The following is a 13,198-nucleotide window of genomic DNA, read 5'->3' as shown; positions in this document are numbered from 1 at the left end:
TCTGTGCCGCACTACCATAGAGTAAACCTACGTAAACAGGAGTGACCGATGAAACTGTTCTATAAACCAGGCGCCTGCTCTCTTGCCTCCCATATTACGCTGCGCGAGAGCGGTAAAGACTTCACCCTCAACGGGGTGGATCTGATGAAGAAGCGTCTGGAAAACGGCGATGATTTTTTCGCGGTGAATCCTAAAGGCCAGGTCCCGGCCCTGCTGCTGGAAGACGGCACCCTGCTGACCGAAGGGGTGGCGATCATGCAATACCTGGCGGATGGCGTGGCAGATCGCCAGCTGCTGGCCCCGACCGGCAGCATCGCGCGTTACAAGACGCTTGAGTGGATGAACTACATCGCCACCGAGCTGCACAAAGGCTTCACCCCGCTGTTCCGCCCGGATACGCCGGAAGAGTACAAGCCGACCGTTCGCGCCCTGCTGGAGAAAAAGCTGCAGTATGTGAACGAGTCCCTGAAAGACGAGCAGTGGATTTGCGGTCAACGCTTTACCATTGCCGATGCCTATCTGTTTACCGTTCTGCGCTGGGCAAAAGCCGTGAAGCTGAATATGGAAGGGTTGAGCCATATCGATGCGTACATGCAGCGTATGGCGGAGCGTCCTGCCGTGGCGGCAGCGCTGGAAGCGGAAGGGTTGAAGTAAGTTTTTGCCGGGTGGCGCTGACGCTTACCCGGCCTACGGTTTTCCAGGCCCGTGCAAGCGCAGCGCCGCCGGGCATTAATGTCAAAGCTGGGTCGCGCTAAAGAGGTGCTCCGGCTTCGCAATCTGGTCCTGAGCGGCCACCACCTGCAGCTCATACTCCTGCATATTTTTCGTGGCGATCATAATCTCATACACCGCTGCCGTGACGTGCTCCAGCGCATCACGCACCGTTGCCCCCTGCAGCAGTTTCACCAGCAGCAGGCCGCTGGTCACATCCCCGACACCCACCGGCTGACGGCTACCGAAATCCACCAGCGGACGGCTGATGTGCCAGGCTTCGTCTTTCGTCACCAGCAGCATCTCAAAGCGGTCCGGGCTGATCCCGGCGCGGGCCAGGTGCTTCACCAGTACGATCTCCGGGCCCTGAGCAATCAGTTCCCGTGACGCCGCAATAGCCTCTTCCACGCTGTTGACCGGATGCTCGCAGAGGATCTCCAGCTCAATAAGATTCGGGGCGATGATGTCGCTGGCCGGTAAGGCATGACGAACATGAAACTCCGCAACGCCGGGGGCCACGATGCAGCCCTTTTCCGGGTGACCCATCACCGGATCGCAGAAGTATTTCGCCGCCGGATTGGCCGCCTTCACCTGTCGAACAATGCCCAGAATATGCTCGCCCTGCTCGGCTGAACCCAGATAGCCACTCAGCACGGCGTCACAGGTTTTGAGTTTGTCGATCTCCGCGATGCCCTGGACAATCTCTGTCAGATGAGCAGGCGGCATCACGCAACCGGTCCACTTACCGTATTGCGTATGGTTGGAGAACTGAACGGTATTTAATGGCCAGACGTTGGCCCCGAGACGACGCATCGGAAATTCCGCGGCGCTGTTGCCAGCATGCCCAAACACGACGTGGGACTGGATGGCGAGGATATTCTTCATTTTCTTACCACAACCCTGAAAAAATAAAGGGGCATGGTTTCCCATGCCCCTGTGCTTTTATGATTACTTCCAGCAGATCAGACAGTAATTCTTTTTGCCGCGACGCAGTAAGGTGTAGCGGCCAAACAGGCGATCGCTGTCCACGAAGGTATACTCCTCGTTGGACTGTTTTTCGCCGTTGATGGTGATAGCGTTCGAGGCGATAGTTTTACGCGCCTGACCACGGGACGGCTGCAGCCCGGAGTCTACCAGCGCCTGCATCAGGTCTGCCCCTTTCTCCATCTCAACCATCGGCACGCCATCCTGCGCCAGCTGTTCGAAGTCAGCTTCGCTCAGATCGCTCAGGGTACCGTTGAACAGACTGGCGGTAATGCGCTTCGCGGCCGCCAGGCCCTCTTCACCGTGCACCAGCTTCGTGACCTGCTCCGCCAGCACGTACTGGGCGCGCGGGGCTTTGCCGCTGTTCTTGTCTTCTTCTTCCAGCGCGTTGATCTCTTCCAGATCCATAAAGGTGAAGAACTTCAGGAAGCGATAGACGTCAGCATCTGCGGTGTTGATCCAGAACTGGTAGAACTTGTACGGGCTGGTTTTCTTCGGATCGAGCCATACCGCGCCGCCTTCGGTTTTACCGAATTTGGTGCCGTCGGCTTTGGTGATCAGCGGTACGGTCAGACCGAAGACCTGGTTCTGGTGCAGACGACGGGTCAGGTCGATACCGGAGGTGATATTACCCCACTGATCGGAGCCGCCAATCTGCAGCGACACGCCGTGCAGGTTGTTCAGGCAGGCGAAGTCATAACCCTGCAGCAGGTTGTAAGAGAACTCGGTGAACGAGATACCTTGGTCGTCACGGTTCAGGCGCTGTTTCACCGCTTCTTTGTTGATCATCTGATTAACGGAGAAGTGCTTGCCGATATCACGCAGGAAGGTCAGCACGTTCATGCCGCCAAACCAGTCGTAGTTGTTGGCAGCGATCGCGGAGTTTTCACCACAGTCGAAATCGAGGAACGGGGCAACCTGTTTGCGGATCTTATCCACCCACTCCTGCACGGTGTCTGCCGTATTCAGTTTACGCTCGGCGGCTTTAAAGCTCGGATCGCCAATCAGACCCGTTGCGCCGCCCACCAGCGCCACAGGTTTATGACCTGCCAGCTGGAAGCGTTTCAGGCATAACAATGGAACAAGATGCCCCAAATGCAAGCTGTCGGCGGTAGGATCGAAGCCGCAATAGAGCGCGATCGGGCCTTGCGCCAGTCGCTCTGCTAACGCTTCCTCGTCCGTCACCTGGGCTACCAGCCCCCGCTCTTGCAATTGTTTAATCAAGTTACTGCTTGCCATCAAATTCTCCATGTATAAAACGACTGCACCTCTGCCGGTACACGACTTTTCGCCAGACGCGAAAGGTACATAGAATAAAGCGCTGACACCCGTTGTACCAGCGCTTAAAAGAACAAATTTAGGGGATTAAGGGGCCAGACGATCGATTTTCCACGCGCTGTTCTCGCGCTGGTATAAAAAGCGGTCGTGAAGGCGGTGCTCACCGCCCTGCCAGAACTCCATCTGTTGGACAGAGACACGGAAACCGCCCCAGAAACTCGGCAGGGGCACTTCGCCCTGCTGGAACTTCTGTTTCAGCTCGAGGAATTTGCTCTCCAGCACGCCGCGGGCCGAAATGCGGCTCGACTGCTTCGAGACCCAGGCCCCAATTTGGCTGTCGCGTGGACGGCTGTGGAAATACTTCACCACTTCCAGGGTGGAGAGGCGTTCAACGGTGCCGGTGACCATCACCTGACGCTCCAGCATATGCCAGGGGAAGAGCAGACTGATGCGCGGGTTGTTTTCGAGGTGGTGCGCTTTGCGGCTGCCGAGGTTGGTGTAGAACACCAGCCCTTTCTCGTCGTAGTGCTTGAGCAACACAATGCGCTGGTAAGGTTGACCCTGTTCGTCGACCGTCGCCACCACCATCGCGGTGGGATCGGCCAGCCGGGCGTCACAGGCCTGTTTCAGCCAGTGCTCAAACAGCACCAGCGGCTCGGCGGGGAGATCCTGGCGACGCAGGCCGCCTTTGGTGTATTCGCGCCTGAGGTGCGCGATGTTCTGCAATTCGTCGTTATCTGACATGGCGTTAGCTGACATTGACAATGGGTGACGCTATTGTGCGCCGCCCCCTGCAAAATCTCAACGCTTCGGATTTTCGATCTGACAATTGTTCAGCACAACGCGATCGCGCTTGTAGACCGTCGCGCTGTCGCCCTTCGACCAGAACACATAGACGCCGTCGCTGTAGCGGGTGCCGGAGGCAGACATCCCCTGCTTAAGCGTCAGCAGTTTGTTGTCATAGACGAAACTGACTTCCTGACGGGGATTGTTGAGCTTCACGGTGAGCGGCTTTTCGTCGCACTGGTACGCCAGGGAGTCGGTTTGCATGCGCTCAACAAACTGGTTGTAGACGCTACAGCTCGCCAGCAGGAAGGGGGTTAAAGCAAGAAGCAGTTTTTTCATGGGTGAGTTCCGAAGACTTTCCTGGTCCCGGAGGGCGCGAACGCCCTCCCGTTTTTTCGTGTCATTCTACCCAGTGCGCCTTTAAGCGAAATTCGGTTAACTCTGATTTTGCCGCGGATTGGCTGGAAAAACAGCACCTAACACGCTGGCTTCCCGCGCGCCAGTCACGGAAGGGAGATTTCCCGGTAGACCCGCCACCGTTCGCCACGCCAGCCAGGCGAAGGCCAGCGCTTCCATATCATCGCCGCTGATCCCGGCCTTGTCGGTGCTACTTACCTCCGTGCCCGGCAGCAGTCCGGCCAGCCGCGCCATCAGCAGCGGGTTACGGCTGCCGCCCCCACACACCAGCAGACGATCGCAGCCGCCACTCAGCAATACCTGTTCGGATACGGAGACGGCGGTGAGCTCTGCCAGCGTGGCCTGCACGTCCTGCGGCGCCAGGCCCGGGAAGTTCGCCAGCTGGCGTTCCAGCCAGCCGTAATTGAAATACTCGCGGCCGGTGCTTTTTGGTGCCGGAGCGGCAAAATAGGGATCGCACAGCATGCTTTGCAGCAGGGGGATAATAACCTTGCCGCTGCAGGCCCACTGGGCATCTTTATCGTAGGGTTTGCCCGACTGACGCCAGATCCAGGCATCCATCAGCATATTTCCCGGCCCGGTGTCGAACCCGCGTACCGGCTGCCCGGGGATCAATAAGGAGAGATTGGCGATCCCGCCAATGTTAAGCACCATGCGGCGCTCCGTCGGGTGCGCAAGCAGCGCCTGGTGGAAGGCTGGCACCAGCGGCGCGCCCTGCCCGCCAAGGGCCATATCCCGGCGGCGGAAGTCACCCACCACCGTCACCCCGGTTTTGGCCACAATCTGGTTGTTATCCCCAATCTGCAGAGTATGAGGCGCATCGCCCACCGGCTCATGCCAGACGGTTTGCCCGTGACAGCCAATCGCCACCACATCCTGAGGGCGCAGATCTTCCTGTTTCATCAGCGCCAGCACGGCATCAGCGAACAGACGGCCCAGCTGCGTATCCAGTTGACCCAGCTGCGACAGCGTCAGCTGTTGTCCCTGGCAGATATTCAGGATCGCTTGTTTGGTTTGCTGGGGAATGGGCCAGCTCAGGCTTGCCTGCTGCGCCACCATATTCTCGTCGATAGCTGCGAGAACAACATCCACGCCATCCAGACTGGTTCCTGACATTACGCCAATATAGCGACCCGATTTCATCCGTTTTCCTTACTCCGCTGGGTTGATGGCCCACTCCACCATAAACCCGGCATCAATTCCATGACGCGATAATACTTTTTAACAATACCTGGACGTAACGGTCATTCCAGGAATTATCCTCATCGGATGTGGGGTGAACTCAGAGCCTGTTTATATCTGGTTAAGCCAGAATCAAGTACTATTCTCCTATTGTTTAGGCGAAGATAGGATCTATGGCACCTGATGCCATATAATTTAGCCATAACGGATGCTCACAGAGCGTTTTTTGGTGAACAGGAGATTCAAATGATTTTACGTGTACTGGCCGTTTCGCTGGTTGGATTCACTCTGGCTGGCTGTGTTAATGATAGCTCCCTCTCCGGGGATGTTTACAGTGCATCTGAGGCGAAGCAGGTACAGCAAGTCACCTACGGCACCATTGTGAACACTCGCCCGGTGCAGATTCAGGGTGGTGATGAGAACAACGTGATCGGTGCTCTTGGCGGTGCGGTACTGGGTGGCTTCCTCGGTAACACCGTGGGCGGCGGTACGGGCCGTTCCCTGGCAACTGCGGCAGGCGCCGTCGCCGGTGGCGTTGCCGGTCAGGGCGTTCAGGGTTCGATGAACAAATCCCAGGGCGTTGAGTTAGAAATCCGCAAAGACGACGGCAACACCATTATGGTGGTGCAGAAACAGGGCAACACCAAATTTGCCGCTGGTCAACGTGTCGTGCTGGCAAGCAATGGCAGCCAGGTTACCGTCTCCCCGCGTTAATGACATTATGGGCGTGGTCCTATGACCACGTCCATTTACACTATATAACACTGCACTGAATATATTTACACAATACATTCAGCAAACATATAATTAACATCCGCTTCTCTTGCTCCTGCGCAAAGTATTCCCCCTGTGTTCATGAGACTATTCGCAAACCCTCTTTTTCTATTTATTACTAACACACAACATCCAGGGTTTCGATGAGCCGTTATATAAAGAATAACTACGTCCAGTTTTGGCTGGGATGCATTATTGTTATCGGAATTTTACATTTTCTGTTTACCGGACTGGAAGACAAGGTCACCTCATTTTCACCGCTTTTATTTCCGATGCTGACCATATTTTTACTGGTCTTTCATCTCTTTATTGCCTGCTTTATGGTTATGAAATATTGGTGTGACAGACAGCGCTTATATCTGATCGCGTTTGCTTTCGCCTATGTCGGTTCCGCTATGCTGATGGTAGGGACGCTCTCCAGCTACCCGGCATGGCTGGACCAGCATCAGTTCAACGTTGTGAACTACAACGACGCGATGATCTTCTTTACGTTTCGTCATCTGTTAATGGCGGTAATGTTTATTGCTTCGGCCCTGCTCTATTTTATACGTACCAGACCGCTCACCCGGACGTTTCACCTGGCCGTTATTGTTGGGGCAGCTATTTATACTGCCGTGATAGTGATCCTGGCCTGGCTATATTCCAGCTTTTCGCCTTTGTTATCATTAGATCTGGTGGATAATGAAACCCGGCAATATATGCTGCTGTGGAAAGAGGCGATAAGCGTTGCCTTACTCCTCGTCTGGATTGTTTCATTAGCTATCCTGATGATTATTACCCGCGTGCGCAATATGTTCTGGGTCGGAGGTAATTTTATCTGCGTCTGCTATATCGTGACGCTGGCGATGCTGTTTCTGGGCGGTCACGCGGAAGATATTACCTGGTATCGCGCCCGGTTATTTGAAACCGTCGCCACTCTGCTGATTATTTTCGTCCTGCTGTATGACGTATTTAATCTCTATCGCAACTCGCATCTGAAGTACCAGCAGTCTTACCAGAACTCGATTCGCGATCCCCTTACCCGTCTCTACAATCGTAGCTATTTTTACGACGCGTTGAACCAGTCGCTGCGCACGGCCAGTGATAACCACCCGGTCTCGGTTATCGTCAGCGATCTCGATCGGTTTAAGCGTATTAACGACAACTACGGGCATCTACAGGGGGACAAAGTGCTGCAGTTTGTCTCCCAGCTGCTGATGGATTCGGTACGCCCCCAGGACATTGCGGCGCGTATTGGCGGGGAGGAGTTTGTCCTGATGTTAACCCATACCTCTTCCGACGCAGCCCGCCAGGTTGCAGAGCGGATACGGTTAAAACTGAGCAGCGTTGACAAAGCCAGCTCAGAAGGACAACTCCCCGAGCCTGTTACCATCAGTATGGGCGTGTTTACCGCCACCTCGCCGGAAACCAGCGCGGAAGCGTGCGTTGAATGCGCAGATAAGGCGATGTACGAGGCGAAAGAGACCGGGCGTAACCGGGTGGTGGTGTTTCAGTAAAGAAAAAGCCTTGCGTTCGCAAGGCTTTTTAGAGGTTAGTCACGGGATTGCAGCTCGTGGATATTGCTTTCAAGCCGGGCGACCAGCGAGATCAGCAGTTCCAGTTCAGCCGGGCTGATCCCGGCGAGGATTTCACCGCGCGTTTTGCAGATCACGGCTTCCATCTCAGTGATAATCGGCGTGGCTTTCTCGGTAAGTTTAATCCGCTTGGCGCGACGATCGCTGGCGCAGGTCTGACGCGAAATCAGCCCCTTCTCTTCCAGTTGGTCGAGCGTGCGTACCAGTGATGGCTGCTCAATGCCAATCGCTTTTGCCAGTTGGATCTGTGACTGGTCGGGTGGCAGCTGATGGATATTATGCAGCGTGACCCAATGCGTCTGTGTCAACTCCAGAGGTTTCAGGCGATGGTCAATCAGAGCACGCCAGATGCGTACTAACCTTGCCAGATCAGAACCTAGTGGCGATTCCAATTTCATCTCCTTATAATTAGCTTGCTAAGTTATGATACTGATTTTAGAATAGTGTGCAGCATTTATATTGCCAAAACAAATGCAATACTGGATAAAAACAAAATGACTCTCTGCTTTACATTGAGTTAAGACGCCCCCGGGCGATATGCGGCTACTTTTAGTCACTTCCCCCAATGCAAAGGAACCGGCTCGTGAATTTCACGTTTAACGCCACGGGGTTACCGCTTCAGGATCTGATTGTCGGCGCCTCGGTTTACTTTCCTCCCTTATTCAAGGCGGTAATGCTGGGTTTTCTAATCTGGCTTGTCACCCACCGCTTGTTGCGCGACTGGATCTATTCCGGTGAAATCTGGCATCCGATGTTGATGGATCTTTCGCTGTTTGTGCTCGCGGTGTGCCTGAGTCTGGCTCTGTTGATTGTGTGGTGACGATACCTGTGAAAACCATTAAATATTTCTCATCCTTACTCGTTCTGGCCCTGGCGGTGATCGCGGGCTGGTGGTTATGGAATTATTATATGCAGTCGCCCTGGACCCGTGACGGCAAGGTACGCGCCGAGCAAGTTAGCGTGACGCCGCAGGTGTCCGGCACCATTACCCGGCTGCAGGTCAAAGACAACCAGTTCGTTCATGCCGGTGACGTGCTGTTTTATATCGATGAGACTCCCTATCACATCGCGGTCCTCAATGCTGAAGCGCAGCTGGCGAAATCCCAGTCCGATCTGGCGAAAGCCAATAACGAAGCCAACCGCCGCCGCCATCTTTCCCGCAACTATATCTCTGCAGAAGATCTGGATACCGCCAATATCAACGTCAAAGCGATGCAGGCCAGCGTGGCCGTGGCCGAAGCCACCCTCAAGCAGGCCCAGTGGCAGTTGACCCAGACGGTGGTCAAAGCCCCGGTTGATGGCTGGGTCACCAATCTTTCTACCCGCCCGGGCGATTACGCGTCTACCGGTCAGCCAGTTTTCGCCCTCGTCGACAGCCATTCATTCTATGTGGTGGGCTATTTTGAGGAGACCAAACTCCGGCATATCCGCGAGGGCGCCCCGGCGCAAATCGTACTCTACAGCGGCTCGAAAAGGTTACAGGGGCATGTGTCCAGTATCGGACGCGCCATCTACGATCAGAGCGTGGAGACCGATTCAGGGCTGGTCCCCGACGTTAAACCCAACATTCCCTGGGTGCGGCTGGCGCAGCGCATCCCGGTGCGCATCGCCTTTGACCAGCTGCCGACGGACCTGACGCTGGTCTCCGGCACCACCTGCACCGTCTCCATCGGACGCGCCCGGTGAGTGTGCCCGCATTATCCTGGCGCAACCTGCCGTGGCTCAAGGCGACCCCGGCGCAGTGGCGCTATGCCCTGCGCAACGGGATTGCGATGTGCCTGGCACTCACCGTCGCCTATTGTCTCAACCTGGATGAACCCTACTGGGCGATGACCTCGGCGGCGGTGGTCAGCTTCCCCACCGTCGGAGGGGTGATCAGTAAAAGCCTTGGCCGGGTGGCGGGCAGCCTGCTGGGGGCCACCGCGGCATTGATCATTGCCGGACATACGCTTAACGACCCGTGGCTGTTTCTGTTCAGTATGGCGGCCTGGCTGGCGATCTGCACCTGGGCCTGCGCCCATTTCAGCAATAACGTCGCCTACGCCTTTCAGCTGGCCGGTTACACCGCGGCGATCATCGCCTTCCCGGTGATCGATATTATCGACATGACCCAGCTGTGGGATATTGCCCAGGCGCGCGTGTGTGAAGTCATTATCGGCATCCTGAGCGGCGGGGTGATGATGATGATCCTGCCCAGCACTTCCGACGGTACCGCCCTTATCAGCGCCCTGAAAGCGATGCACGCCCGGCTGCTGGAGCACGCCAGCCTGCTGTGGCAGCCCGACAGCAACGATGCCATTCGTCTGGCCCATGAGAAGGTCATCGCCCAGATCCTGACCATGAACCTGCTGCGAATTCAGGCCTTCTGGAGTCACTACCGTTTCCGTCGGCAAAATGCCCTGCTCAACTATCTGCTCCACCAGCAGCTGCGGATGACCAGCGCTATCTCCAGCCTGCGCCGTATGCTGCTGAACTGGCCTGACCCACCGGCACAGACCCGGGAGGTCATCGATCAGCTGCTGGCCGCCCTCGCCCGGCCCGATGCCGATTTCTATACCCTGGCTCGCATCATCGCTCCGCTCAACCCGGGTGCTGACGGCGACTATCGCCATCGTGCCGTCTGGCAGCGGCTGCGCTATTTCTGCCGCCTCTATTTGCGCAGCAGTCGCTGGATAAAGGCAGTTGAAACGGCCACCCCGGTGACGGAGTTCGCCGTCCCGCGCAGCCCGGCACTGGCCCGGCATACCGATAACCTGGAGGCGCTGTGGAGCGGCTTTCGTACCTTTTGCGCTCTGAGCCTGGTGGGTGCATGGACCATTACCGCCCAGTGGGACGCCGGGGGAGCAGCCCTGACGCTGGCGGCGATCAGCAGCGTGTTGTACTCGGTGGCGGCCTCGCCTTTCAACTCTCTGACGCTGCTGCTGCGCACCCTGATCCTGCTCTCGCTGTTCAGCTTTGTGGTCAAATTTGGCCTGATGGTGCAGATCTCCGATCTGTGGCTGTTCCTGCTGTTCCTGTTCCCGTTGCTGACCACCATGCAGCTGCTGAAGCTGCAGATGCCCGCGCTCGCCGGACTGTGGGGACAGCTGATCGTCTTTATGGGATCGTTTATTTCAGTGACCAACCCGCCGGTGTATGACTTTGCCGATTTCCTGAATGACGATCTGGCAAAAATTCTTGGCGTAGGGCTGACGTGGCTGGCCTTTGCGGTATTACGTCCAGGCTCGGATGAACGGAAAAGCCGCCGTCACATCCGCGAGCTGCGGCGGGGATTTGTCGATCAGCTCAGTCGTAAACCGCAGCTGAGTGAAAATGGTTATGAATCGCTGGTCTATCACCATGTGAGCCAGCTTAACAGCAGTCAGGATGCGCTCTCGCGCCGCTGGCTGTTGCGCTGGGGCGTAGTGCTGCTCAACTGCAGCCACGTGGTGTGGCAGCTGCGCGACTGGGAGACTCGCTCCGATCCACTGGCACAGGTGCGGGATGTCGCGGTGTCGTTACTGCGCGATATCATGAGCGAACGCGGGGTACAGCAGCGGCCGCTGGCCGCCACCCTTGATGAGCTACAGCGCATCTGCGATGTACTTGGGCGTCATTCGCAACCAGCCGGTCAGGAGCTGGCGGCCCTGATCTGGCGCCTGCACTGCTCGCTGTCCCAGCTGGAACAGGCGCCCGCTCCGGGCACCTTAAGCGATCAAATTACGCCGCAGGCGTAACGCGCCCCACCACCGCCAAGCGGTTTAGGGTGATCGGACATGTTGTCGCCGCCAACATGGATCATCAGAGCTTTACCTTTGACCTCATCCAGCTTTTTCAGGCGCGGCGCAACCACCGGGTCGGTGGCTTTTCCGTCGTTATTGACCACCAGCGCGGGGAGATCGCCGAGGTGGCCCATGCCTTCCGGCCCTTCATGCTTGCCGGTGTTCTGGGGATCGAGGTGCCCGCCCGCAGCCTCAGCGGCGGAAGGTTTACCCTCTTTCATGGCGGGTTCGCAGGAGCCTTTGGCGTGGACGTGATAACCGTGTTCGCCCGGCGGGAGGGCTTTGAGATCGGGGGAAAACTCGAGGCCTTTATCCGTTTCGGTAATTTTCACCGTCCCGATGGACTGGCCAATCCCCCCAGAGGTGACGAGGTTCATCTTTACTTCTTCACTGGCAGCCTGCGCACCTGCGCAGACCACCAGCGTCAACGCTGCCAGAGTAAAACGCTTCATATGACCTCCTTCGGTTATTTTTTGCCCCTTAAGTTTATACCAGGGGCAAGAATTTCACCGGAAAGTCAGATAAATACGGAATTACGGCACGTCGTAACCCAGCGCGGCTTTACGGATGCGGAACCACTGCTGGCGCGTCATCTGCAGCTGCTCTGCCGCCAGGGCTGAACGCACCCGTTCGATTTTACCGGAACCGATAATCGGCAGCGGCTGCGACGGTAGACGTAAAATCCAGGCGTACACCACCTGCTCGATGGTTTCGGCATTCAGCTCCTGGGCGACCTGAGCGAGTTCATCACGAAGCGGCTGGAAGGAGTCGTCATTAAACAGACGACCGCCGCCGAGGCAGGACCAGGCCATCGGCCGGATGCGCAGCTGCTGGAGCTGATCGAGAGTCCCGTCCAGCAGCAGTGGCTGGTATACCGGTGATATTTCGACCTGGTTGGTCGACAGGGTGAACGGCAGACGCGACTGGAGCAGGGCAAACTGCGCCGGGGTAAAGTTGGACACGCCGAAATGGCGCACCTTGCCGCTCTGGTGCAGGGCGAGGAAGGCTTCAGCAACCTCGTCGGCATCCATCAGCGGATCCGGGCGATGGATCAGCAGCAGGTCAAGATAATCGGTGGCCAGATTGGTAAGGGACTGCTCTGCACTGCTGATGATGTGGTCGCGGTCGGTAATGTAGTGACCGAGGGCATGCTCTGGTTTGGCCGTGGTGGCAATGCCGCATTTGGTGACGATCTCCATCCGCTGACGCAGCGCGGGAGAGAGCTTCATGGCCTCACCGAAGGCCGCTTCACACTGGTAGCCGCCGTAGATATCGGCATGGTCTACGGTGGTGATCCCCAGATCAAGATGTTGTTCAATAAAGCTGACCAGCTGTTGGGCGGACATGTTCCAGTCCATCAGACGCCAGTAACCCATCACAAAACGAGAAAACTCAGGGCCCTGCGGGGCAAGGGTAATACGCTGAACCATAGCAATTTCCTTAAAAAAAGTCTGGGAAGAGTATACGCATTCGCGGCGCTAAAAAAGTGAGGGTTGCTGCGGTTCTTCGCTTTCGGGGGCTTTGTTTGCGCGTAATTTACGCAACAGACGCTGACGACACAGGCGCAGGACCTCCTGCTTCTGGGCATCGCTAAAGGATTGCCAGTTAAAACGCTCTTCCCGACTGCGCATGCAGCCGCGACAGAATCCCCGCTCGTCAGACTGGCAGATACCCCGGCAGGGACTCTGGACGGGAAAGAACTCCAGTTGTTCAGCCACACGACCCTCCCGA

The 13,198-nt window shown here is 56.7% G+C and carries 15 protein-coding genes; 6 read left to right on the top strand and 9 right to left on the bottom strand.

Annotated features, from left to right (window positions below; translation table 11 throughout):
- The first annotated feature begins 48 nt into the window (after positions 1-48).
- Positions 49-654: a glutathione transferase GstA gene (gene gstA, locus SOM40_RS09835; protein ID WP_106993712.1), complete on the top strand. Its 606-nt coding sequence runs from the start codon at positions 49-51 to the stop codon at positions 652-654.
- An 81-nt stretch (positions 655-735) separates the two neighbouring features.
- Here gstA and pdxY read toward each other — a convergent pair whose 3' ends face one another.
- The 5 genes from pdxY to anmK all read right to left on the bottom strand — a co-directional run bounded on the left by pdxY (position 736) and on the right by anmK (position 5,319).
- Positions 736-1,596: a pyridoxal kinase PdxY gene (pdxY, locus tag SOM40_RS09830; protein WP_225758949.1), complete on the bottom strand. Its 861-nt coding sequence runs from the start codon at positions 1,594-1,596 to the stop codon at positions 736-738.
- 63 nt (positions 1,597-1,659) lie between these two features.
- Entirely contained in the window at positions 1,660-2,934 is a 1,275-nt protein-coding gene (tyrS, locus tag SOM40_RS09825; protein ID WP_166182295.1) for a tyrosine--tRNA ligase, read from the bottom strand.
- Between the two features lie 126 nt (positions 2,935-3,060).
- Entirely contained in the window at positions 3,061-3,717 is a 657-nt protein-coding gene (pdxH, locus tag SOM40_RS09820) for a pyridoxamine 5'-phosphate oxidase (RefSeq protein ID WP_106993889.1), read from the bottom strand.
- Positions 3,718-3,774: 57 nt separating this feature from the next.
- Positions 3,775-4,098: a C-type lysozyme inhibitor gene (gene mliC, locus SOM40_RS09815; protein WP_106993709.1), complete on the bottom strand. Its 324-nt coding sequence runs from the start codon at positions 4,096-4,098 to the stop codon at positions 3,775-3,777.
- Positions 4,099-4,194: 96 nt separating this feature from the next.
- Positions 4,195-5,319: an anhydro-N-acetylmuramic acid kinase gene (gene anmK / locus SOM40_RS09810; protein ID WP_106993708.1), complete on the bottom strand. Its 1,125-nt coding sequence runs from the start codon at positions 5,317-5,319 to the stop codon at positions 4,195-4,197.
- Between the two features lie 285 nt (positions 5,320-5,604).
- Between anmK and slyB the strand changes: the two genes are divergently transcribed.
- Both slyB and SOM40_RS09800 read left to right on the top strand, forming a co-directional pair.
- Positions 5,605-6,072, top strand: a complete 468-nt coding sequence (slyB, locus tag SOM40_RS09805; protein WP_106993707.1) for an outer membrane lipoprotein SlyB — start codon at positions 5,605-5,607, stop codon at positions 6,070-6,072.
- Positions 6,073-6,275: 203 nt separating this feature from the next.
- Entirely contained in the window at positions 6,276-7,628 is a 1,353-nt protein-coding gene (locus SOM40_RS09800) for an MASE4 domain-containing protein (RefSeq protein ID WP_320456975.1), read from the top strand.
- 35 nt (positions 7,629-7,663) lie between these two features.
- On the opposite strand, the gene slyA is transcribed toward SOM40_RS09800, so the two are convergent.
- Positions 7,664-8,104 (bottom strand): transcriptional regulator SlyA, encoded by a 441-nt coding sequence (gene slyA, locus SOM40_RS09795; RefSeq protein ID WP_106993705.1) that lies wholly within the window; start codon positions 8,102-8,104, stop codon positions 7,664-7,666.
- 185 nt (positions 8,105-8,289) lie between these two features.
- Here slyA and SOM40_RS09790 point away from each other — a divergent pair, with 185 nt between their 5' ends.
- The 3 genes from SOM40_RS09790 to SOM40_RS09780 are packed head-to-tail and all read left to right on the top strand — an operon-like array spanning position 8,290 to position 11,422.
- Positions 8,290-8,526, top strand: coding sequence for a DUF1656 domain-containing protein (locus SOM40_RS09790; RefSeq protein ID WP_106993704.1), 237 nt, complete (start codon positions 8,290-8,292; stop codon positions 8,524-8,526).
- Between the two features lie 2 nt (positions 8,527-8,528).
- Positions 8,529-9,392, top strand: coding sequence for an efflux RND transporter periplasmic adaptor subunit (locus SOM40_RS09785; RefSeq protein ID WP_320529771.1), 864 nt, complete (start codon positions 8,529-8,531; stop codon positions 9,390-9,392).
- Positions 9,389-11,422 carry an FUSC family protein gene (locus SOM40_RS09780; protein WP_320456976.1) on the top strand — a complete coding sequence of 678 codons (2,034 nt, stop codon included), beginning with the start codon at positions 9,389-9,391 and terminating at the stop codon, positions 11,420-11,422. The genes SOM40_RS09785 and SOM40_RS09780 overlap by 4 nt, the downstream gene beginning before the upstream one ends.
- On the opposite strand, the gene sodC is transcribed toward SOM40_RS09780, so the two are convergent.
- From sodC to SOM40_RS09765, 3 genes are all read right to left on the bottom strand, one after another.
- Complete coding sequence (gene sodC, locus SOM40_RS09775; protein WP_106993702.1) at positions 11,401-11,919, bottom strand: superoxide dismutase [Cu-Zn] SodC; 519 nt, start codon at positions 11,917-11,919, stop codon at positions 11,401-11,403. The two genes, SOM40_RS09780 and sodC, sit on opposite strands and share 22 nt — an antisense overlap.
- 81 nt (positions 11,920-12,000) lie before the next feature.
- Positions 12,001-12,897, bottom strand: coding sequence for an aldo/keto reductase (locus tag SOM40_RS09770; RefSeq protein ID WP_320456977.1), 897 nt, complete (start codon positions 12,895-12,897; stop codon positions 12,001-12,003).
- Positions 12,898-12,945: 48 nt separating this feature from the next.
- Positions 12,946-13,185, bottom strand: coding sequence for a DUF1289 domain-containing protein (locus SOM40_RS09765; RefSeq protein WP_106993700.1), 240 nt, complete (start codon positions 13,183-13,185; stop codon positions 12,946-12,948).
- Between the last annotated feature and the right edge of the window lie 13 nt (positions 13,186-13,198).

The organism is Leclercia sp. CFBP8987 (genome assembly GCF_034044995.2).
Lineage (GTDB): Bacteria > Pseudomonadota > Gammaproteobacteria > Enterobacterales > Enterobacteriaceae > Enterobacter > Enterobacter tamurae.
This window is presented reverse-complemented; position numbering and strand designations above follow the sequence as displayed.

Excerpts from the sequence above, each read along its gene's own strand:
- gstA (WP_106993712.1), top strand. The coding sequence starts at position 49 with ATGAAACTGTTCTATAAACCAGGCGCCTGCTCTCTTGCCTCCCATATT.
- pdxY (WP_225758949.1), bottom strand. The coding sequence starts at position 1,596 with ATGAAGAATATCCTCGCCATCCAGTCCCACGTCGTGTTTGGGCATGCT.
- tyrS (WP_166182295.1), bottom strand. The coding sequence starts at position 2,934 with ATGGCAAGCAGTAACTTGATTAAACAATTGCAAGAGCGGGGGCTGGTA.
- pdxH (WP_106993889.1), bottom strand. The coding sequence starts at position 3,717 with ATGTCAGATAACGACGAATTGCAGAACATCGCGCACCTCAGGCGCGAA.
- mliC (WP_106993709.1), bottom strand. The coding sequence starts at position 4,098 with ATGAAAAAACTGCTTCTTGCTTTAACCCCCTTCCTGCTGGCGAGCTGT.
- anmK (WP_106993708.1), bottom strand. The coding sequence starts at position 5,319 with ATGAAATCGGGTCGCTATATTGGCGTAATGTCAGGAACCAGTCTGGAT.
- slyB (WP_106993707.1), top strand. The coding sequence starts at position 5,605 with ATGATTTTACGTGTACTGGCCGTTTCGCTGGTTGGATTCACTCTGGCT.
- SOM40_RS09800 (WP_320456975.1), top strand. The coding sequence starts at position 6,276 with ATGAGCCGTTATATAAAGAATAACTACGTCCAGTTTTGGCTGGGATGC.
- slyA (WP_106993705.1), bottom strand. The coding sequence starts at position 8,104 with ATGAAATTGGAATCGCCACTAGGTTCTGATCTGGCAAGGTTAGTACGC.
- sodC (WP_106993702.1), bottom strand. The coding sequence starts at position 11,919 with ATGAAGCGTTTTACTCTGGCAGCGTTGACGCTGGTGGTCTGCGCAGGT.
- SOM40_RS09770 (WP_320456977.1), bottom strand. The coding sequence starts at position 12,897 with ATGGTTCAGCGTATTACCCTTGCCCCGCAGGGCCCTGAGTTTTCTCGT.